General features: G+C 70.9%; 20 protein-coding genes and 1 pseudogene. 8 read left to right on the top strand and 13 right to left on the bottom strand.

Translation table 11 applies throughout. From position 1 onward, the window contains the following. Positions 1 to 139 precede the first annotated feature (139 nt). The 5 genes and pseudogenes from afsQ1 (at position 140) to HEK131_RS26765 (ending at position 4,167) form a co-directional block, all read left to right on the top strand. On the top strand, positions 140 to 817 hold the full coding sequence (gene afsQ1 / locus HEK131_RS26745) for a two-component system response regulator AfsQ1 (protein WP_244337336.1): 678 nt from the start codon (positions 140 to 142) through the stop codon (positions 815 to 817). Next, positions 814 to 2,397 (top strand): sensor histidine kinase, encoded by a 1,584-nt coding sequence (locus tag HEK131_RS26750; RefSeq protein ID WP_244337338.1) that lies wholly within the window; start codon positions 814 to 816, stop codon positions 2,395 to 2,397. The genes afsQ1 and HEK131_RS26750 overlap by 4 nt, the downstream gene beginning before the upstream one ends. Beyond that, complete coding sequence (locus HEK131_RS26755) at positions 2,394 to 3,005, top strand: hypothetical protein (protein ID WP_217461066.1); 612 nt, start codon at positions 2,394 to 2,396, stop codon at positions 3,003 to 3,005. The genes HEK131_RS26750 and HEK131_RS26755 overlap by 4 nt, the downstream gene beginning before the upstream one ends. Positions 3,006 to 3,099: 94 nt before the next feature. Then, positions 3,100 to 3,582 (top strand): annotated as a pseudogene (locus tag HEK131_RS26760) (VanZ family protein); the annotation flags it as partial. Between the two features lie 381 nt (positions 3,583 to 3,963). Beyond that, the gene (locus HEK131_RS26765; protein ID WP_217461068.1) at positions 3,964 to 4,167 is read left to right on the top strand and encodes a PspC domain-containing protein; all 204 of its coding nucleotides are present in this window, start codon (positions 3,964 to 3,966) and stop codon (positions 4,165 to 4,167) included. 96 nt (positions 4,168 to 4,263) lie between these two features. Here HEK131_RS26765 and HEK131_RS26770 read toward each other — a convergent pair whose 3' ends face one another. Next, positions 4,264 to 4,617: an ATP-binding protein gene (locus tag HEK131_RS26770; protein WP_217461069.1), complete on the bottom strand. Its 354-nt coding sequence runs from the start codon at positions 4,615 to 4,617 to the stop codon at positions 4,264 to 4,266. Positions 4,618 to 5,082: 465 nt separating this feature from the next. Between HEK131_RS26770 and HEK131_RS26775 the strand changes: the two genes are divergently transcribed. Then, entirely contained in the window at positions 5,083 to 5,844 is a 762-nt protein-coding gene (locus HEK131_RS26775) for an alpha/beta hydrolase (RefSeq protein WP_244337340.1), read from the top strand. A gap of 6 nt (positions 5,845 to 5,850) precedes the next feature. On the opposite strand, the gene HEK131_RS26780 is transcribed toward HEK131_RS26775, so the two are convergent. After that, positions 5,851 to 6,804: a LysR family transcriptional regulator gene (locus HEK131_RS26780; protein WP_217461071.1), complete on the bottom strand. Its 954-nt coding sequence runs from the start codon at positions 6,802 to 6,804 to the stop codon at positions 5,851 to 5,853. Positions 6,805 to 6,867: 63 nt separating this feature from the next. Here HEK131_RS26780 and HEK131_RS26785 point away from each other — a divergent pair, with 63 nt between their 5' ends. After that, positions 6,868 to 8,172 carry an MFS transporter gene (locus tag HEK131_RS26785; protein ID WP_244337342.1) on the top strand — a complete coding sequence of 435 codons (1,305 nt, stop codon included), beginning with the start codon at positions 6,868 to 6,870 and terminating at the stop codon, positions 8,170 to 8,172. Between the two features lie 131 nt (positions 8,173 to 8,303). Continuing rightward, entirely contained in the window at positions 8,304 to 9,317 is a 1,014-nt protein-coding gene (locus HEK131_RS26790) for a sigma-70 family RNA polymerase sigma factor (RefSeq protein WP_244337344.1), read from the top strand. Here HEK131_RS26790 and HEK131_RS26795 read toward each other — a convergent pair. The 11 genes from HEK131_RS26795 to HEK131_RS26845 form a co-directional block, all read right to left on the bottom strand. Continuing rightward, the gene (locus HEK131_RS26795; RefSeq protein WP_244337346.1) at positions 9,201 to 9,548 is read right to left on the bottom strand and encodes an STAS domain-containing protein; all 348 of its coding nucleotides are present in this window, start codon (positions 9,546 to 9,548) and stop codon (positions 9,201 to 9,203) included. The two genes, HEK131_RS26790 and HEK131_RS26795, sit on opposite strands and share 117 nt — an antisense overlap. A gap of 43 nt (positions 9,549 to 9,591) precedes the next feature. After that, complete coding sequence (locus HEK131_RS26800; RefSeq protein WP_244337348.1) at positions 9,592 to 10,176, bottom strand: Uma2 family endonuclease; 585 nt, start codon at positions 10,174 to 10,176, stop codon at positions 9,592 to 9,594. A gap of 152 nt (positions 10,177 to 10,328) precedes the next feature. Continuing rightward, complete coding sequence (locus HEK131_RS26805) at positions 10,329 to 10,745, bottom strand: PIN domain-containing protein (RefSeq protein WP_347881871.1); 417 nt, start codon at positions 10,743 to 10,745, stop codon at positions 10,329 to 10,331. Next, positions 10,742 to 11,011: a CopG family transcriptional regulator gene (locus HEK131_RS26810; protein ID WP_244337350.1), complete on the bottom strand. Its 270-nt coding sequence runs from the start codon at positions 11,009 to 11,011 to the stop codon at positions 10,742 to 10,744. The genes HEK131_RS26805 and HEK131_RS26810 overlap by 4 nt, the downstream gene beginning before the upstream one ends. 334 nt (positions 11,012 to 11,345) lie before the next feature. Then, entirely contained in the window at positions 11,346 to 12,719 is a 1,374-nt protein-coding gene (locus tag HEK131_RS26815; RefSeq protein WP_244337354.1) for a DUF4041 domain-containing protein, read from the bottom strand. Positions 12,720 to 13,353: 634 nt separating this feature from the next. After that, positions 13,354 to 14,637, bottom strand: coding sequence for a thymidine phosphorylase (locus HEK131_RS26820; RefSeq protein WP_244452151.1), 1,284 nt, complete (start codon positions 14,635 to 14,637; stop codon positions 13,354 to 13,356). Positions 14,638 to 14,713: 76 nt separating this feature from the next. Further along, positions 14,714 to 15,136, bottom strand: coding sequence for a cytidine deaminase (locus tag HEK131_RS26825; RefSeq protein WP_217461076.1), 423 nt, complete (start codon positions 15,134 to 15,136; stop codon positions 14,714 to 14,716). Next, complete coding sequence (locus HEK131_RS26830; RefSeq protein ID WP_244337356.1) at positions 15,133 to 16,419, bottom strand: ABC transporter permease; 1,287 nt, start codon at positions 16,417 to 16,419, stop codon at positions 15,133 to 15,135. The genes HEK131_RS26825 and HEK131_RS26830 overlap by 4 nt, the downstream gene beginning before the upstream one ends. Continuing rightward, entirely contained in the window at positions 16,419 to 17,546 is a 1,128-nt protein-coding gene (locus HEK131_RS26835) for an ABC transporter permease (protein ID WP_217461078.1), read from the bottom strand. Before HEK131_RS26835 ends, HEK131_RS26830 begins: the two co-directional genes overlap by 1 nt. Beyond that, positions 17,543 to 19,129 (bottom strand): ABC transporter ATP-binding protein, encoded by a 1,587-nt coding sequence (locus tag HEK131_RS26840; RefSeq protein WP_244452152.1) that lies wholly within the window; start codon positions 19,127 to 19,129, stop codon positions 17,543 to 17,545. The genes HEK131_RS26835 and HEK131_RS26840 overlap by 4 nt, the downstream gene beginning before the upstream one ends. Before the next feature lie 153 nt (positions 19,130 to 19,282). Next, positions 19,283 to 20,338 (bottom strand): BMP family lipoprotein, encoded by a 1,056-nt coding sequence (locus tag HEK131_RS26845; RefSeq protein WP_217461079.1) that lies wholly within the window; start codon positions 20,336 to 20,338, stop codon positions 19,283 to 19,285. Between the last annotated feature and the right edge of the window lie 238 nt (positions 20,339 to 20,576).

A 20,576-nucleotide genomic window follows, 5' to 3' on the forward strand; every position in this document is an offset into this window, starting at 1 on the left:
GGCCGGTGGCGGCGGGTCGTGACCGGGTCCGGGCACCGGGAGGTGGCAAGGGCCGCTTTTGTCACCCCGTGTCCGGCGCCGGGCGAACGGGGCGCGGCACGGGTCGTACGACAGGCGGTACATGGGCCAGAATGAGCCCGTGCCTTCCCTGTTGCTGATCGAGGACGACGACGCCATCCGTACGGCCCTGGAGCTCTCCCTGACGCGCCAGGGGCACCGGGTCGCAACCGCCGCGAGCGGCGAGGACGGTCTGAAGCTGCTGCGTGAGCAGCGCCCGGACCTGATCGTGCTGGACGTGATGCTGCCCGGCATCGACGGGTTCGAGGTGTGCCGCCGTATCCGGCGCACCGACCAGTTCCCGATCATCCTGCTGACCGCGCGCAACGACGACATCGACGTGGTGGTCGGGCTGGAATCCGGCGCCGACGACTACGTGGTCAAACCGGTGCAGGGCCGCGTCCTGGACGCCCGTATCCGGGCCGTGCTGCGGCGCGGGGAGCGCGAGTCCAGCGACTCGGCGACCTTCGGCAACGTCGTCATCGACCGGTCGGCGATGACCGTGACGAAGAACGGCGAGGACCTGCAGCTCACCCCGACCGAACTGCGGCTGCTCCTGGAGCTGAGCCGCCGGCCGGGTCAGGCCCTGTCCCGGCAGCAGTTGCTGCGGCTGGTCTGGGAGCACGACTACCTGGGCGACTCCCGTCTGGTGGACGCGTGTGTGCAGCGGCTGCGGGCGAAGGTCGAGGACGTGCCGTCCTCCCCGACCCTGATCCGCACGGTCCGTGGTGTCGGCTACCGCCTGGACGCCCCTCAGTGAGCGAGCGTGGGGGATTCGGCCGCTGGACGGCCGAGCGGGGGAGGAAGCTGGCCGGGACGCGGTTCACCAGCCTGCGGCTGCGGCTGGTCCTGGTCTTCGGACTGGTGGCGCTGACGGCCGCGGTGAGCGCGTCGGGCATCGCGTACTGGCTCAACCGCGAGGCGGTGCTCACCCGCGCCCAGGACTCGGTGCTGCGCGACTTCCGCCAGGAGATGCAGAACCGCGCGGGCGCCCTGCCCGCGCATCCCACACAGGACGAACTCCAGCGTGCCGCCGGGCAGATGGCGGGCAGCAGCCAGCGCTTCAGCGTGCTGCTGGTCGCCCAGGACCCCGACGGCCGTACGGTGTACGGCGGTTCGGGCGGCCTGAGCGGCTTCTCGCTGAAGGACGTACCCCCTTCGCTGCGCGCGGCGGTGAACAAGCGGCAGAAGCAGAGCGGCGCCGACAAGTCGCCGTACCACCTGTACTGGCAGCGGATCACCGACCAGGGCACCCCGTTCCTGGTGGCCGGGACGAAGGTGGTCGACGGCGGCTCGACGGGCTACATGGCCAAGTCGCTGGAGCCGGAGGCCAAGGACCTCAACTCCCTGGCCTGGTCGCTGGGGATCGCCACCGGTCTCGCCCTGATCGGCTCGGCCCTGCTCGCGCAGGCCGCCGCCACGACCGTGCTGAAGCCGGTGCACCGGCTCGGGGTGGCCGCCAGGCGGCTCGGCGAGGGCCGGCTCGACACCCGGCTGCGGGTCTCCGGCACCGACGAACTCGCCGATCTGTCACGGACGTTCAACAACGCGGCCGAGGCGCTGGAGAAACGGGTCGCGGACATGGCCGCCCGTGACGAGGCGTCCCGCCGCTTCGTCGCCGACATGTCGCACGAGCTGCGCACCCCGCTCACCGCCATCACCGCCGTGACGGAGGTGCTGGAGGACGAGCTGGAGTTCGAGGGAGGCGGCATCGACCCGATGATCGAGCCCGCGGTGCGCCTGGTGGTGAGCGAGACCCGGCGCCTGAACGACCTGGTCGAGAACCTGATGGAGGTCACCCGCTTCGACGCGGGCACCGCCCGTCTCGTCCTGGACGACGTGGACCTCGCCGACCAGATCACCGCCTGCATCGACGCCCGCGCCTGGCTGGACGCGGTCGAGCTGGACGCCGAACGCGGCATCCACTCCCGGCTCGACCCGCGCCGCCTGGACGTCATCCTCGCCAACCTGATCGGCAACGCCCTCAAGCACGGCGGCTCCCCGGTGCGGGTCTCGGTCCGCATCGACGGCGACGACCTGGTGATCGCGGTACGCGACCACGGGCCGGGCATCCCCGAGGAAGTCCTGCCGCACGTCTTCGACCGCTTCTACAAGGCCAGCGCCTCCCGGCCGCGTTCGGAGGGCAGCGGGCTCGGCCTCTCGATCGCGCTGGAGAACGCCCACATCCACGGCGGCGAGATCACGGCCGCCAACTCCCCCGACGGCGGCGCGGTGTTCACCCTCCGGCTACCACTGGACGCCTCCAGCCTGACGGAGGAGCCCGAGGACGACGCGAAGGGCGACACCCCGGCCGAGGGCAGCCACGGGGAGACGGTGTGAGCGGGCGGGCGGTACGCGGGCTGCTGGCGCTGCCGCTGCTGGGCGCGCTGCTCACCGGGTGCGGCATCCGGCCGACGGAGGTGCCGACCGACTTCGGCGGGGCGCCGTCGCGGGTGCCGTGTTCGCCGACCGGGTCCGGGCGGGCCACGCAGTCCCCGGAGGGGGTGCCGGTGCAGGTCTTCCTGCTGTGCGGGGCCTCCCTGGTGACCGTGGACCGTTCGGTGCGGGTGCCGGAGGGCACCCCGGACGCGCGGCGCCGGGTCATGGTCGCGCAGGGGCTGCTGGACCAGCTCGCCTCGGCGCCGTCCGCCGGGGAACGGGCGGCGGGCTACCAGACCCGCGTACCGGGCGGCCTCACCGTCACCGGGCCGGGCCGCGAGGAGCCCGAGGAGGCGCTGCGGCTGAGCACCGCCCCGGACAAACTGGGCTCCCCCGCGCTCGCCCAGGTGGTGTGCACCTTCTCCGACTCCGCGGCGGCGGAGGGCGACGGCTCGGTGATCCTCGCCGGTCCGGCGCCGGCCGCGCCCCGCCGCTACGAGTGCACCGAGGACGTCCGCGACCACCCCGGCCGGGTCCAACCGCCGTCCGGTTCGGTCGCGTTGAACTGACGGCCCCGCTCCGGCGGAGGGTGTGGTGCACGCCTCAGCGGGGCGGGGGCGGGGAAGCGGAACCGTTCGAGCGCGGCGGCGCGTCTTGGGGGACGTGCAGCGTCAAGGCTCCATCGGCGGCAGCGCCGCGAACCGCATCCGAGTGACCGGGGCAATCCTCCTCGTCGCGCATCTCGCGCTCGTCGCCTGGCTGACGCTGCGGCCCCTGGACGTGCCGTGGGTACGGCCGGCGAATCTGCGCCCGCTGGCCGGGCTGCGCGCCGATCTGGCGCTGGGCTGGCCGCAGGCGGGTCTGCGCATCGGCGAGGGGCTGGCCCTGCTGGCCCCGCTCGGCGTACTGCTCCCGATGGCCGACGGCAGGCTCACCGTCTCCCCCCTCGCCTCGCTGCTTCGCACGGTCGCCGCCGGCGCCCTGATCTCCCTCGGCATCGCCCTGATGCAGACGGGGGTTCCGGGACGCGTGGTCGACGTGGACGCGCTGCTGCTGAACACCGCGGGCGTCCTGCTGGCCCACCTGACGGTCGTCCCGGCGGGGCGGGCGTGGCTGCGGCGGCGGATCCGGAGCACGGCCGGGGAGCAGGAGGGGTACGGCAGCCGAGGGGGATTCGGCGGGCGCGGGGGATTCGGCGGACGCGGCGGGCTCGGGGGTGTCCCCAGGGGTGTCTCAGGGGGCGTGCCCGGGGGTCACGACGGGTACCGGGCCGGGGAGGCGCGCGGGGCCGACAGGGCCGCGGGGGCCGGGAGTTCGGGGCCGGCCGGTGGCACGGTGAGCCTGCGCGGGGAGCTGTCTCAGGGGCGGACCCCGACGATTCCCAGGGTCGGTATCGCCCCTTAGGGTGACGCTTCTCCCGCTTCGTCTCCGTACCGTTGGGCATACGACGAACAGACGGGGTGCGGCGCTCGGCCGGCCCCGGCAGGCGGCCCGCTTTTCGGGCCGACGACGACGGAGGAGCCAGCCATGACCGCCATTGCCCGCCCCACCCACGGCCGCATGATCGGCGGCGTGTGCGCCGCGCTGGCGCGGCGTTTCGGCACCTCGGCGGGGACGATGCGGGTGATCTTCCTGGTGTCCTGCCTGCTGCCCGGCCCGCAGTTCCTGCTCTACATAGCCCTGTGGATACTGCTGCCCTCCGAGGACAAGGCCCGCGCCACCGCCTGGTGACGACGAGGCCGCCCGGCCGGGTCCGGGTGGACGAAGACCGCCGAGGCCGTCCCGGAGGGTGCCGGGGGCCTCGGCGGTGCCGTGTGCGCGGCCGGGTCAGCCGAGCGGGATGCCGTTGAGGCCCAGGCCGTGGGTGGGCAGGCCCTGCACCGGCAGACCGCCGAGGAGGCCGGCGACGGGCGCGGTCGGGCCCTGGGCGAGCATCTTCTGCACGGCGGGCCGCGCGGTGGCCAGGCCACCGCCGATCACACCCTGCCCGTGGGAGACGGCCTCAGCGGCGCCGGGCAGCGCCTCGGTGACGTTCGCGGCCGGCAGCGTCTGGGCGACGGAGCCCACGACGGGGAGGGCGTCCGGGACGGCCGGGGCCGCGTCGGCCGCGCCCGCACCGGCGGCGGCGAAAGCGGCACCGAGGGCGGCGACACCGAGGGTCTTGGCAGCAGACTGCTTCATGGTGAATGCGTCCTTGAATGCGGAGACATGGATCAGTGATGATCCGAGCGGTCCATGACCGTAAACATCACGGACCGTCCGCCGCAATCACCGAAATGCGGACGACCTGTGAATCCCTGTACGTATTCTTCGGCCGCGCGATAAGTAATACAGCCATCCGGTTCCCGCATAAGCGCTGGTGAAAGCGGTGCACGGGAACAGTCATTCGGGCAGCCATCCTTCACGTCGGGGGCGGGTGAAGTCCTGCGCCGCTGCTGGGCGTTCATCGAAAGGGATGAACCTTGATCTCATCACATTGACTCAAAAGCGGCGCCGAGGAATCGAGCGTGCGGGCGAACCTCTCGGCGGGGTGCTCGAATTCCGGCCGTTCACACAGTGGCGCGATCCGTACCCCGTGCGCGTCGATACGCAATGGTGACCGCCGGGAAGGGTTTCGTACACCTCGCCTTCTGACAGTGTTCTGCCATGGGACAGCAAGCGACGACGCCGGTCCGGACGGCCAGGCTGGGAAAGGCGGTCGGCCCCGTGCCGACCTCGGTGAGCGGAGCGGTGCTGCTGCTCCCCGGCGGGGACGAGACATCCACCCGCCGCCCGTCCCCGCTCCTGCCCGGCACCCTCGTCCGCGCCCTGGCCCGCAGCCTGGCCCGCGCGGGCCAGGCGGAGGGGCTCGCCGTCCACCCGGTGCACTACCGCTACCGCGGCTGGAACGGCACGGAGGCCCACCTCGCGGCGGACGCCGCCTGGGCCGCGGACGAGGTGGTCCGGCGGTACGGGGACGTGCCGGTGTGCCTGGTGGGGCTGGACATGGGCGGCCGGGCCGCGCTGGGCGCCGGGGGCCATGAGGCGGTCAACTCCGTGGTGGCCATAGCCCCCTGGCTGCCGGAGGAGGGCGGGGAGGCCGACGAGCCGGTCAAGCAGTTGGTGGGGCGCCGGGTGCTGATCGCGCACGGCACGAACGACGAACGGTGCGATCCGGAGCTGTCGTTCCGGCTGGCGGCCCGCGCGAAGAAGGTGAACCGGGAGGTCTGCCGCTTCGAGGTCCACTCCGACGGACACGGGCTGCACCAGCACCGGGACGAAGTCCTCGCCCTGACCGTGGACTTCACCCTGGGCGCCCTCTTCGGCCAGCCGCTCTCCCGCCCGGTGGAGGACGCCCTCGCGGCACCACCGCCGATAGGGCTGCGCATGCCGCTGGCGTCGGGGTTCGGGAAGTCGCTGCGCAGGTAGGCCGGTTCAGGAGGGCAGCAGGTTCCCCCTCCTGGAGAGGAGGAACTTCTTGAACGCGGCCACCGGCGGGGTGTCCGGACGGTCGGCCAGCCAGGCGACGCCGATCTCGCGGACGGCCCTCGGCGCGGTCACCGTCAGCTCCACCACACCCGGCCGGGGCACGGTGGGCGGCGGCAGCAGGGCGACACCGAGACCGGCGGCGACCAGGCCGCGCAGGGTCTCCGTCTCCTCCCCCTCGAAGGCCACCTTCGGCCGGAAGCCCGCCTCGCGGCACAGGTCGTCGGTGATGCGGCGCAGGCCGTAGCCGGGCTCCAGGGTCACGAAGGTCTCGTCGGCCGCCTCGGCGAGCCGGATGCGGCGGCGGCCGGCCAGCCGGTGGTCGGCCGGGACGACCAGGCGGAGCTTCTGCTCGTCCAGCCGCCGGGCGACCAGATCCGGGGCGTCCGGCACCGGAGAGGTCAGGCACAGGTCCAGCTCGCCCGCCCGCAGCCGCTCCAGCATGGCCTCGCCGTAGTTCTGCACCAGGCTGAAGCGGATGCGCGGATGGTCGGCGCGGAACGCCTGCAGCAGACCGGGTACGGTCTCGGCGCCCATGGTGTGCAGGAAGCCGAAGGCGACCTTGCCGGTGGCGGGGTCGGCGTCGGCGCGCACCTCCTCCGCGGCCCGCTCGACCTCGGCGAGCGCGCGCTCCACCGAGCCGAGGAAGGTGCGGCCGGCCGGGGTCAGGGAGACCGTGCGGCCGTGCCGGGCGAACAGGTCCACCCCGAGGTCCTGCTCCAGCCGGACCATCGCGCGGGAGAGGGTGGACTGCGGCACGTTCATCTCGTGCGCGGCCCGGGTGACGTGCTCGGTGCGGGCCACCCCGGCGAAGTAGGCGAGGCGGGGCGCGAGCAGCAGCGCCATGTCTTCTGTGTCACCGGATGGTGACAGCCGCGGCCGTGACCTCTGCTGATGCTCCATGGGAACGATTATGACGATTCCATGCATTGGACGGATGAGTGGTCGCGTCCTTAGTTTCGAGGCATGTCTCCCGCCAGTACCGAGGCGTCCATCCGCGTGGACGCCCGCACGCCCGTCCCCGCCTCCGAGACCTCCGAGACCCCCGCCCCGGCCGACTCACGGCTGACACCCGGCGGCCCCGGCTACCGCCGGATGAGCTTCGCCCTCTTCCTCGCGGGCGTGGCGACCTTCGCGCTGCTGTACTCCACCCAGGCCCTGCTGCCGCTGATCTCCGAGGACTACGGGGTCGCGGCCGGCGAGGCGAGCTGGACCGTGGCGGCCGCGACCGGCGGGCTGGCGCTGTTCGTGCTGCCGATGAGCGCGCTGTCGGAGCGGTTCGGCCGCCGGACCGTGATGACGGCGTCCCTGATGGTCGCGGTCGGCGTCGGTCTGCTGGTGCCGTTCGCGCCGTCCATCGGCGCGCTGGTCGCGCTGCGGGCCGTACAGGGCGCCGCGCTGGCCGGGCTGCCCGCCTCCGCCACGGCATATCTGGCCGAGGAGGTCCGGCCGAAGGCGCTGGTCACGGCCATCGGCCTGTTCGTCGCGGGCAACAGCGTCGGCGGCATGAGCGGCCGGGTGATCACCGGCTGGGTCGCGCAGGAGTGGGGCTGGCGCATCGCCGTCGCCGTCATCGGCGTGGTCGCGGTGGGCTGCGCGGTGGCGTTCCGGCTGCTGCTGCCCGCGCCCCGGCACTTCGAGGCGGGCTCGCTGCGCCCCCGGGTGCTGGCCCGCGCGGTCCGCGACCACCTCTCCTCACCGCTGCTGCGTCGCCTGTACGCGATCGGCGCGCTGTTCATGACGGTGTTCGGCGGGGTGTACACGGTGATCGGCTACCGCCTGACCGAGGCGCCGTTCTCCCTCCCACAGGGCATCATCGGCTCGATCTTCCTGGTGTACCTGGTCGGCACGGTCTCCGCGTCGTCCGCGGGCCGTCTGGTGGGCCGGCTCGGCCGCCGGGGCGCGCTGTACACGGCGGGCGGCACGACCGCAGCGGGCCTGCTGCTGTCGCTGGCGCCGACCCTGCCGCTGGTCCTGCTCGGCCTGGTGCTGATCACGGCCGGTTTCTTCGCGGGCCACGCGGTCGCCTCCTCGGCGGTCGGCAAGACGGCCACGCACGGCCGCGCCCAGGCCACGGCGCTGTACCAGTCGGCGTACTACATCGGCTCCAGCGCGGGCAGCACGATCGGCGCGCTCGCCTTCCACTCCGGCGGCTGGGCGGGCACGGTCGGCGTCGGCCTGCTCGCGATCCTGGGCGTCGTCGCCATCACCGCGCTGGGCACCCTCGCGGCCCGCACCGCGTCGCGCCGGGAAGCGGCACCGGCGCACTGAGCCGGTACGCGCGCCCGCCCGTCCCCGCGCATTTCCCCACTCCGGGGGCCATTGTCAGTGGGCTGCGATAGCTTCCGGAGTACTGGGGCGCGACGGCGCGCGTACGGGACGGCCACAGGGGTGGGTGGACGATGGGTGACGGCACGGCGACGGCGGACCTCGATGTCGCGCTGGAGAAGCACCGGACCGAGCTGACCGGGTACTGCTATCGCATGCTCGGCTCGTCCTTCGAGGCCGAGGACGCGGTCCAGGACACGCTGGTGCGGGCGTGGCGGAGCTACGACAAGTTCGAGGGCCGGTCGAGTCTGCGGTCCTGGCTGTACCGGATCGCCACCAACGTCTGCCTGGACATGCTGGCCGCGGGCAACAAGCGGGCCCGCCCGATGGACCTCACCGAACCGACCCCGCTGGCGCAGGCCGCGCTCTCCCCGCGCCCGGACCACACCTGGCTGGAGCCGGTGCCGGACACGCGGGTGCTGCCCGCGGTGACGGACCCGGCGGAGGCGGCGGTGGCCCGCGAGTCGATCCGGCTGGCGTTCATGGCGGCGCTGCAGCAGTTGCCGCCCAAGCAGCGGGTGGTGCTGATCCTGCGCGAGGTGCTGGCCTGGCGGGCCAGTGAGGTGGCCGAGCTGCTGGGCACCACGGTCGCCTCGGTCAACAGCGCCCTCCAGCGGGCGCGGGCCACCCTCGCCGAGCGCGCGGACACGGGCGCCGACGCGGCGGTCTCCGACCCGCTGGACGAGGAGCAGAAGCAGCTTCTGGAGCGCTATGTGAAGGCGTTCGAGGGGTACGACATGACGGCGCTCGCCGCGCTGCTCCACGAGGACGCGGTGATGACGATGCCGCCGTTCGACCTGTGGCTGCTCGGCCCCGCCGACATCACCGGCTTCATGTCCACCATCGGCGCCTCCTGCGCGGGCTCCCGCCTCATCCCGGTCGAGGTCAACGGCCTGCCGGGCTTCGCCCACTACAAGCCGGACCCGGAGAAGGGCGGCTTCACCCCCTGGGCGGTGCAGGTCCTGGAGATCTCAGGAGGCCGCATCACCGGTTTCCACTGCTTCCTCGACACCCCCCGCTGGTTCCCCCTCTTCGACCTCCCCCTCCACCTGGAGGCAGAGCCCGACGAGTCCGAGCAGGGCGCGTAGCGCGGGGTCGGGGCTCCGCAGCCGTATCCGCCCGCCTCCCCGGCGGGCGGCCAGCTCCAGCCGGGCGAGCAGATCGACGTGCGCGAGGCCGGGCGGCCCCAGCCGGGCCACGTCGCACACCACGACTCCGCTGCTGGGGGCCAACCCCCGCACCACATCGCACAGCCCCGCCACCTCATCCCGGGTGACGGGGCCACGCAGTGCGAGCACGGGGTCGGTCGTGGGGTCCACGTGCGGTAGACCGGGGGGACGGGCTTAACTCATCGCAGCGGGGTCAGTCCACGGGGAACTCGCTGGTGTCGAGCCTGAGGTTGAAGGGCTCCGGCAGCAAGAACTCGTCCCCGAACTTGCCTGCGTGCAGGACCCGGTAGACATCCCTCTGCGGCTCGCCATAGAGCGTGATGGTCGGGCCGCCCTGAGCCCAGCGATCGATCAGCAAGTAGTAGGGAATTCCGGCCGAGGCATACGCGGCGGGCTTGCCGACGCGGTCGTGACGCGCGTTGGACTTCGAGGTGACTTCGACGACGAGGTCGGCCGCGGCAGCGGGAATGTAATTGCCCGGTGCCCTCACCACGCTTCTCGGGGCGACCACAAGGTCCGGGATGAACATGCCCAACCGGGAAGGCACGGCGAGTGACTGCGTCTGATAGATGCCCCATCCGTCCGGGATATCCCGGTACAGGCGGCTCTGAACCAACTCGACAATGGAATTGTGCTGGTTCTCGGGAGTGGGCGACACGGTGACGATCCCCTCGATGATCTCCACCCTGCTGCCCTCGGGCCAGTCCGACTCGTCCCAGAACCGGACGAGGTCGTCCCAGGTCCGGTCGGGGTCCTGGCTCACGGTGAATGCGCTCATGGCGGTCTCCGATCAGTGCGTCACCGATCCCAGCATGGCGAACGGGACCGGCGGGGGTCCACCGATCCCGTTCACCCGAACGAAGAAGTCCCCTGATCAGGCGATTCGTTCCAGCACCACCGGCGAAGCCGAGCACTCCGTGCGGGGGCGGGTCACACCTTCTTGACGACGATCGTGGCCGGGACCAGCTTCTCCAGGTCGTCGACGTCCGAGGTGAAGACGGTGACCTGCCCCTTCTGCTGTCGCGCGATCACGGCGAGCACGGCGTCGATCGCGTACTTGTGGCCGTGCAACTCGGCATCGGCCAGGAGCCGGCGCGCCTGGCGGGCCTCGTCCTTCCCGATGTCGACGACCTGGAGCCGGGACAGCACCCAGTCCCAGCGCTGTTCGGTCGTCCTGCCGTCGTATGCCTCGACCAGGGTCATCGGCGATGTCACCACTTCGGCCTCCCCTCGCGCCGCGAGGTCGAGCCAGGCGATCATCCTCCGATCGCCGCGCACGGCCAGGGAGAGGGCCTCGCAGTCCAGGACGAAGACACGGAGCGGCCGCTCCCCGCGTCGCATCTTCACGCAGCCTCGTGCCGACCGGAGGCGCGGCGCCGCTCGTGCTCGGCGTCGAGATCCTCCAGCTCGCCGAGGACCGCCCCGCGCTCGTCCTCGGTCACAGGGCCGTGCTCTTCCTGCAGCCAGTCGGCCAGTTCCCGGAGCCGGTCCCGGTCGCGCTTGAAGCGCAGCGCCTCGGCGACGTACGCCGACAGGCCCCGCTCTGCCGCGTCCGCGCGGATCTCGTCCAGGAGATCCTCGGGGATCGTCACGGTCACCTTCTTGGTCGCCATACAAGCGACCATACTCCCGGTGTCGCACTCCTTACCAGCGGGGCTGACCTCGTTGGCGAGCTGTTGCCTCAGGGAGGGGAGGACTCGGGACGACACCGTGCGCTACGGCATCTCCAGGTATCCCTCGACCGCGGTCAGCGCTTCCGCGAACGCCCTGGACCGACATCTCTGAACTCAGTTTCCGCGGTTGCAGGAACTGGGCCGGGTAGATCAAAGAGGACGCCGACTGGGTGGCCGGTACTTGCTGATCAGGCTCGCCTCGCTGCAGCCACTTGGAGACTCTGACCAAGATCCCCTCTCGGTGGCGGTGATCGTAGTGATGCTTCGCCGCACATCATGCTGTCCGGGATGCAACTCCTCCTGCGCCTGCGACGGGCGCACTGGCTTCGCCCATGCGCCTACCGGCCCGCCATTCCAGCGCCAAGGGCTCCTCGGTGAACTCGACAAGATGCTGGCCGGCGCACCGCTGCAGCGCGTTGCGCACCTCCGCCGGGGTGGCGTAGAAGAATTCCTTCCGACTGTTGACCTGGTTGACCCGCTTCGAGGCGAACTGCCGGTGAAGTTCCGTCTCCAGGCCGACCGCGTCCTTGCTGAAGATCAACGCGTGGACGTCGAAGCGGAAAGGTACAGCTGCGCCGCTCAACTCGTAGACACGTTCCAAAGGTTCGAGCCGACGCGTCATGCCGATCTTCACCATACGATCGCCGAAGGCGCCGATGTTCGAGATGACGTATACGTAGCCGGCGCGGACGTTCGCCGCGCGGGAATCAACGTCCTGCAGAGCGTCCTCGATCTCGGCCAGCTTGGCCTCCATCTCGGCAACGCCTGCGGCATCACAGCGCTCGCGTAGGCGCTCCAGTGCTGCCTGATAGTGGCCGAGTTCCTTGTTCAGCTTCTCGCGCTGCCGGTCGAGTTCCCGCTGGACCGCGGCCTCCTCGCGCTCCCGGGCACGGGCTTCGCGCTGGGCCTCCTTCTCCTCCTCCTTCTTCTGCAGGAAGTCGGCGGTGAGCTCCAATTCCCGCACGCGCGCACTGTGGTACTCGTCAGTGATCCGGATGTGCATGGTGGCGCCCAGTTTGGCGATCGTCTCGCGACTCTTGAAGAGCCGGTCCACGAGGGAGCTCAGCCGATGCGGCCGCATCGACCGTACGGCGTAGTCCGCTTCGGCGTTGTAGGCGCGCAGCATGAGCTTGGAGAAGTCGCGAACCATCTTCTGGCCCTCACGCTTGGAGCCATTGACCGTCCAGTCCGTGGCTGCCTGGACGGCGCGGCCCGCACGGGCGAGAGCCTTGATCTCGTTCTGCAACGTGTCGAGCCGACTGCGGTAGGCGATCGCGTCGTGCAGCGCATGCCGGTAGGCATAGATACCGGCCTCCTGCAGCATGGCGGTCTCATCCGCGTTGACGATCCGGGCTTGTAGTTCAGCAAGCCGCCGCTCGGCGTCTACGACGTCCTTGCGGTGACGATCGGCCTCCTTGCGTACCCGCTCGGTCTCCTTCGCCGTAAGGCGTGCGTCGCCTAGGATCTCCTTCGCCGTCTCGCGTGCGTCTTTGAGGATTCCCTCGGCCTCATCGGCGGCTTCGGCGGTCGCCCTTTCATGCAGCGTGGCAGCCTCCGCCTCGACCTGCTGCACGAGGCCCGCGACCCGAGCGGCATCCAGCCCCTGCGTCCTGGCGATCCACGCCCGCAGCTCTTCGGCCTCGGACACGGCATTCGCACGGCGCCGCCCGAACAGCCCGCCCTTCCGCGGCGATGGCACCGCCGTCGTGCTGACGGGAGCGGCCGCAGCCGGTACCCCAGAGCCTGCCGTAGGACCGGGCGCACTGGTGTCGGTAACGGAGCCGGCCTCAGGAACCCACAGCTGCCATCCCGGCGGCAGCGGGGGCCACGAGGGGTCGGGGCGCCAGTCCGGTGGCGGCATCCATCCTGCGGGTGGCACAGGCCAACCCGGCGGCGGATTGAATCGGTAAGCACTCATTCCCCACCCCCTCGCCCCCTGAGGCTCCCCAGCACCCAGGGCGCCGGATAATCCCGGCAGACGTAGGGTGACATCTTCTTGGTGATCGGCCAACCGAACACCTGCATGCGGTTTCTCGAAGTGACAGCAACGGCCTGCAGGCATGGGTCAGTCCTGGCGCGCTCGTAGCACTGTGGGCGGACACCAGTGCGTTCCTCGCGGATGGCAGAAAAGACAGAATCGGAGCTGGCCGAAGCAAGGCCCGCAAAGCAGGTCAGACCCGATGCTGATCTCTCAGCGCCGGGCCTGACCTGGTCTTGCGGCTGTCGACGGGGGCGGGATACGAACCCACGCCCCCGTTCGTCCCGAAGGAAGAGTCCCCGGATCAGTCCACCCGCCCCAGCACCACCGGCGAAGCCGAGAACGCAGTGCCGGAAGGCGCGATGTCGAAGGACCCCTCCGTCGCCTCCAGCGCGTACCCGAAGCGCTCCGGCGTGTCCGTGTGGAGGGTCAGCAGTGGCTGGCCGGCGACCACCGCGTCGCCCGGCTTGGCGTGCAGCTCGACGCCCGCGCCCGCCTGGACCGGGTCCTCCTTGCGGGCGCGGCCCGCGCCCAGGCGCCAGGCGGCGATGCCGATGTCGTAGGCGTCGAGGCGGGTGAGGACGCCGGAGGCGGGGGCCGTCACCACGTGCTGCTCGCGGGCGGTCGGGAGGGTCGCGTCCGGGTCGCCGCCCTGGGCCGCGATCATGCGGCGCCACACGTCCATCGCGGAGCCGTCGGCCAGGGCCTTCGCCGGGTCGGCGTCCTTCAGGCCGGCCGCGTCCAGCATCTCGCGGGCCAGCGCGAGGGTCAGCTCGACGACGTCCGCCGGGCCGCCGCCCGCGAGGACCTCGACGGACTCGCGGACCTCCAGGGCGTTGCCCGCGGTGAGGCCGAGCGGGGTGGACATGTCGGTGAGCAGGGCGACCGTCTTCACGCCGTGGTCGGTGCCGAGGCCCACCATGGTGGAGGCCAGCTCACGGGCGTCGTCCAGGGTCTTCATGAAGGCGCCGGAGCCTACCTTCACGTCCAGGACCAGGGAGCCGGTCCCCTCGGCGATCTTCTTCGACATGATCGAGGACGCGATCAGCGGGATCGCCTCCACCGTGCCCGTCACGTCGCGCAGCGCGTACAGCTTCTTGTCGGCCGGGGCCAGGCCGTCACCGGCCGCGCAGATCACCGCGCCGACGCCGTCCAGCACGGAGAGCATCTCCTCGTTGGACAGCAGCGCGCGCCAGCCGGGGATGGACTCCAGCTTGTCCAGCGTGCCGCCGGTGTGGCCGAGGCCGCGCCCGGAGAGCTGCGGCACGGCCGCGCCGCAGGCGGCGACCAGCGGGGCCAGGGGCAGCGTGATCTTGTCGCCGACGCCGCCCGTGGAGTGCTTGTCGGCGGTCGGGCGGGAGAGCGAGGAGAAGTCCATGCGCTCGCCGGAGGCGATCATGGCCGCGGTCCAGCGGGCGATCTCCCGGCGGTCCATGCCGTTGAGCAGGATGGCCATGTTGAGGGCGGCCATCTGGTAGTCGGCGACCTCGCCGCGGGTGTACGCGTCGATGACCCAGTCGATCTGCTCGTCGGTCAGTGCGGCGCGGTCCCGCTTGCTGCGGATGACGGAGATGGCGTCCATGGCCAGGGAGTTCCTTCCGGGGAGGTGCAGGTGTGCGGCCCCCCTGCTCGCGAAGCGACGCGGGCAAGGGGGCCGCACGGACTTACTTGGTGAGATGGTCCGGGCCGAACGCCTGCGGCAGCATCTCGGAGAGCGGGAGGACGCCCTCGGGGGTGTCCAGCAGCAGCGAGGGACCGCCGAACTCGTAGAGGAGCTGGCGGCAGCGGCCGCACGGCACGAGGAGGGCGCCGGTGCCGTCCACACAGGTGAAGTGTGTCAGGCGCCCGCCGCCGGTGCGCTGGAGGTGGGAGACCATCCCGCACTCGGCGCACAGACCGAGCCCGTAGGAGGCGTTCTCCACGTTGCAGCCGGTGACCGTCCGGCCGTCGTCGACCTGGGCGGCCACGCCGACCGGGTAGCCCGAGTAGGGGGCGTAGGCGTGCGCCATGGCCTCGCGGGCCTCGGCGCGCAGCTTCTCCCAGTCGAACGAGTCGAACGAGTCGAACCCGGTGGCCGCCTCGGTCACTTGCCCTGCCCCTTCCGGTACCGCATGCCGTCCGCCTTCGGCATCCGCAGCCGCTGCGCGGACAGCGACAGCACCAGCAGCGTGACGACGTACGGGGTGGCGCCGACGAAGTCGCTGGGGACCTCGTCGGTGAACAGGTACCAGGCCAGGACCGCCACGGCCATGACCGCGCTGATCACGCCCTGCCAGAGCGCCTTGCGGTACAGCTTCCAGCCCGCGAGGGCGGCGAGCAGCACGACCAGCAGGAGCAGCAGGGCGTGCACGGTGACGCCGCCGTTGCGGAGCTGGAGGGCGTCGGAGTAGCCGAACAGGCCCGCGCCCATGGCGAGACCGCCCGGACGCCAGTTGCCGAAGATCATCGCGGCGAGACCGATGTAACCGCGGCCGCCGGTCTGGCCCTCCAGGTAGGTGTGCGAGGTGACCAGGGCGAGGAAGGCACCGCCGAGCCCGGCGAGACCACCGGAGACGGCGACGGCCGCGTACTTGTACCGGTACACGTTCACGCCGAGGGACTCCGCCGCGACCGGGTTCTCACCGCAGGAGCGCAGCCGGAGACCGAACGAGGTCCGCCACAGCACCCACCAACTGCCGACGAACAGCAGCACGGCGAGGATCGTGACCACGGACACGTCGGTGACGATACCGCCGAGGATGCCCGCGATGTCGGAGATGAGGAACCAGTGGTGTTGCTCGACCGAGTGCAGCGCGTCGGACAGTCCGGGCACCGTGACGTCGCCGAGCGACTCCACCGGCGGGGACTGCTTGGGGTTGCCGCCCGCCTCGGCGGCCGTCCCCTCGGCGAAGAACAGCTTGGCCAGGTACTGGGTGGCGCCCAGCGCGAGCAGGTTGATCGCCACACCGGAGACGATGTGGTCGACCCCGAAGGTCACCGTGGCGACCGCGTGCACCAGACCGCCGAGGACGCCGAAGCCGACGCCGCACAGCAGGCCGAGCCAGGGGCTGGACTGCCAGCCGATCCAGCCGGCGCCGAAGGTGCCGAGGATCATCATGCCCTCGAGGCCGATGTTGACCACGCCGGCCCGCTCGGACCACAGGCCCGCGAGACCGGCGAGGCCGATCGGCACGGCGAGCCCGAGGGCCGCGCTGACCTGGCCCTCGGAGGTGAGCTGGTTGGCCCCGGTGATGACCCGGACCACGGCGACGAGCAGCAGCGCACCGCCGACGATCATGAGGATCTTCGCGAGCGAACGGCCCGCGGGCCGGGCTGCGTCGTCCGCCTTGGGCGCCGCGGGCGGCGGCGCGTCCGTCATCGTGGCGGTCATCACGCCACCTCCTGCATCTCGGTCGGTGCGGCGGCGCGGGCGGCCAGCTCGGCGCCGACCCTCTGCTGCTGGCGCTTGAGGCCGTAGCGGCGCACGACCTCGTAGGCGATCACGACGCACAGGACGATGACGCCCTGGATCACGCCGAGGATCTCCTTGTCGTAGCCCTGGAACTCAAGGTGGTTGGTGGTGCGCTCCAGGAAGCCCCACAGGAGGGCGCCCAGTGCGATGCCGACGGGGTTGTTGCGGCCGAGCAGCGCGATGGCGATGCCGGTGAAGCCGATGCCCGCCGGGAAGTCGTTGCTGAACTGGTGGCTGTCGTTCAGCAGGGTCGGCATGCCGATGAGACCGGCCACCGCACCCGAGATGATCATGCTGGTGGCGATCATCTTCTTCACGCCGACACCGCTCGCGGCGGCGGCCGTCTCGGACTGGCCGACGGTGCGCAGGTCGAAGCCGAAGCGGGTACGGCCGAGCACGAACCAGTAGCCGATGCCGACGATCACCGCGACGACGATGAAGCCCCACAGGATGCCCGCCGGGCCGGTGTCGATCTGGAAGAACCAGGAGGACTCCGGCAGCGGCTTGGTGGAGACCAGCGTGCCCGCCTTGTCGAGCTGGCCGAGCTGGCTGGGCTGGAGCAGGTAGCCGATGATCGCGGTGGCGATCGAGTTCAGCATGATCGTGGCGATGACCTCGCTGACGCCGCGGGTCACCTTGAGGATGCCCGCGATGGCGGCCCACAGGGCACCGGTCACCATGGCAGCCAGGATGATCAACGGGATGGCGAGCCAGCCGGGCACGGTCAGCGCGCCGCCGAGAACGGCGGCGACGAACGCGGCGAGCCGGTACTGGCCGTCGACACCGATGTTGAACAGGTTCATGCGGAAGCCGATGGCCACCGCGACGCCCGCGAGGTAGTACGTCGTCGCCTTGTTCAGGATGTAGACCTGGCTGTCGGCCGCGAAGCCGTACGTCCCCATGTCGCTGAACGCGGCGCCGGGGCTCTTGCCCGTCGCGAGGATCACCAGGGCGGTGACGAGGAGCGCCGCGACGATGGCCAGCAGCGGCGCCGCGATCCCGAGGAGCAGCCGCTCCTTGTCGATCCGTGAGGTCAGCTTCTTCATCGCGCGTCGTCCTCTATGTGCTCCAGGTGGCCGGAGGCCGCTCCCGTCATGGCGGAGCCCAGCTCCTCGGGCGTGATCGTGCAGGGGTCGGCGTCGGCGACCAGACGGCCGCGGTACATCACCCGCAGGGTGTCGGAGAGACCGATCAGCTCGTCCAGGTCGGCGGAGATCAGCAGGACCGCGAGTCCGTCGCGGCGGGCCGCGCGGATGTAGTCCCAGATCGCGGCCTGCGCGCCGACGTCCACACCACGGGTGGGGTGGGCGGCGATGAGCAGCTTGGGGGCGTGGCTCATCTCGCGGCCGACGATCAGCTTCTGCTGGTTGCCGCCGGACAGCGAGGCCGCGGTGACGTCGATGCCGGGGGTGCGCACGTCGTAGTCGGCGACGATGCGCTCGGTGTCGGTGCGGGCGGCCTTCGGGTCCAGCAGGCCCCGGCGGGAGTTGGGGCGCTCGGTGACATGACCGAGGATGCGGTTCTCCCACAGCGGCGCTTCGAGCAGCAGGCCGTGGCGGTGGCGGTCCTCGGGGATGTAGCCGATGCCGGCCTCGCGGCGGCGGCGGGTGGGGACGTGGCTGACGTCGGCGCCATCGAGGGTGACCGTGCCGGCGTCCGGGTCGCGCATGCCCATGATCGCCTCGACCAGTTCGGACTGGCCGTTGCCCTCCACACCGGCGATGCCCAGGACTTCGCCCTTGTGGATGGTGAAGGAGATCTCGTCGAGGATGACGCGCTCGATGCCGTCCAGGTCGGTCTGGGCCAGGTGCAGCCCGTCGATCTGGAGGAGGGCGACGTCCGTGACGGTGGACTCCTCCGTCTCGGGCGTGGGCAGTTCGCTGCCGACCATCAGCTCGGCGAGCTGCTTGGGCGTGGTGGTGCTCGGCTCGGCGGTGCCGACGGTGGTGCCGCGCCGGATGACGGTGATCTCGTCGGCGACCGACAGCACCTCGCCCAGCTTGTGCGAGATGAAGATGACGGTCAGGCCCTCGGCCTTCAGCTCCCGCAGGTTGTCGAAGAGCGCGTCGACCTCCTGGGGCACCAGCACGGCCGTCGGCTCGTCCAGGATCAGGGTCTTGGCGCCTCGGTAGAGGACCTTGAGGATCTCCACGCGCTGGCGGTCGGCGACACCGAGGCGCTCCACGAGCACGTCGGGGCGGACGCCGAGGCCGTACGCGTCGGAGATCTCCTTGATCTTCGTGCGGGCCTTGGAGCCGATGCCGTGCAGCTTCTCCGCGCCGAGGACGACGTTCTCCAGCACGGTGAGGTTGTCGGCGAGCATGAAGTGCTGGTGCACCATGCCGATGCCGCGTGCGATGGCGTCACCGGGGTTGCCGAAGGTGACCTGTTCGCCGTGGATGGTGATGGTGCCCTCGTCCGGCTGCTGCATGCCGTAGAGGATCTTCATCAGGGTGGACTTGCCGGCGCCGTTCTCGCCACACAGGGCGTGGACGGTGCCCGCGCGGACGGTGATGTCGATGTCGCGGTTGGCGACGACGCCGGGGAAACGCTTGGTGATGCCGCGCAGTTCGACGGCAGCGGGAGGGCTGGACGCGTTGATGGCGCACTCTCCTCGGGGAAGGGGGATGCGGAGGATTACAGAGGGAGTGAGGGCAGGCGTCGGCGACGCTAGCGCGGCAACTCGGCACTACACGCGTAGAGTTGACACATTGTTACGGCCCGGCGGGGAGCACCTTCTGGCGCCCCCACGCCGAGCCGAGGTCCGGATGGACCCATCAGGTCACGGAGTGGTCTTGACCTTGATGGAGCCGTCGACGATCTTCTTCTTCGCGGCGTCCAGCTTGGCCTGGATGTCACCGATGAAGCCGCCGCTGGTGGACAGCGAGACGCCGTCCTTGGCGAGGGAGTAGACGCTGTTGCCGGTCTGCGGCTTGCCGCCGTGGACGGACTTGATGAGGTCGTAGACACCCAGGTCGACGTTCTTGATGACCGAGGTCAGGATCGAGCTCTTGTACTTGGCGAGACCCGGGATGTTGTACTGGTCCGAGTCGACGCCGATCGCCCAGGCGCCCTTCTTGCCGTTGACGGCCTCGATCGCGCCGTTGCCGGAGGAGCCGGCGGCGGAGTAGATGACGTCGGCGCCGTTGTCCAGCATGCCCTGCGCGGCTTCCTTGCCCTTGTCGGGGCTGGCGAAGCCGGAGGTGTCCGAGCCGTGGCTCAGGTACTGGGTCTCGACCTTGATCTTGGGGTTGGTGTCCTTGGCGCCCTGGACGAAGCCCGCCTCGAACTTCTTGATCAGGGGGACGTCGACACCGCCGATGAAGCCGACGTGCGTCTTCTTGGTCTTCAGCGCGGCGGCGACACCGGCCAGGTAGGAGCCCTGCTCCTCGGTGAAGGTGATGCTGTCGACGTTGGGCGCGTCCACGACCGAGTCGACGATGCCGAAGCTGGTCTTGGGGTACTTCTTGGCGACCTTGCCCATGGACTGCGCGTACGCGTAGCCGACACCGATGATCGGGCTGTAGCCCGCGTCGGCCAGGTCGGAGAGGCGCTGCTCGCGGTCGGCCTCGGTGTCGGTGGTCTTGGCGGTCAGCTCCTTGACGGAACCGCCGAACTCGTCCTTCGCCTTGTCGGCACCGCGCGCGGCGGAGTCGTTGAAGGAGCGGTCACCACGGCCGCCGACGTCGAAGGCGAGGCCGATCTTGACGCCCTTGCCGTCACCGGAGGGGGAGGACGACTTGTCGTTCTCGGAGGAGGTGCTGCCACAGGCCGTGGCAGAAAGGGCGAGAGCTGCGGTGGCTATACACGCAGCGGAAAGCTTGGCTACCCGGCGCACGGGAAGGCTCCTTCACCTGACCTGAGCGCCACCATGGCGCTTGGTGGGAGCGTCTGACGACGCCCCGGCCGAGACGCCCCGTCGGCGTCGGCTTCGCGGCATCGTAACGCGCGTAGATGTCAGAAAAACACCTCTCGGGCAGCCGTTATCGAACCGAGGCAAACGGCACTTGAACTCGATCTTCCAAGCCCTGGGCCCCCGTGTTTCGGGGCGGATACGAATGGCCTGCGGATGTGTT

It is taken from the genome of Streptomyces seoulensis, assembly GCF_022846655.1.
GTDB lineage: Bacteria > Actinomycetota > Actinomycetes > Streptomycetales > Streptomycetaceae > Streptomyces.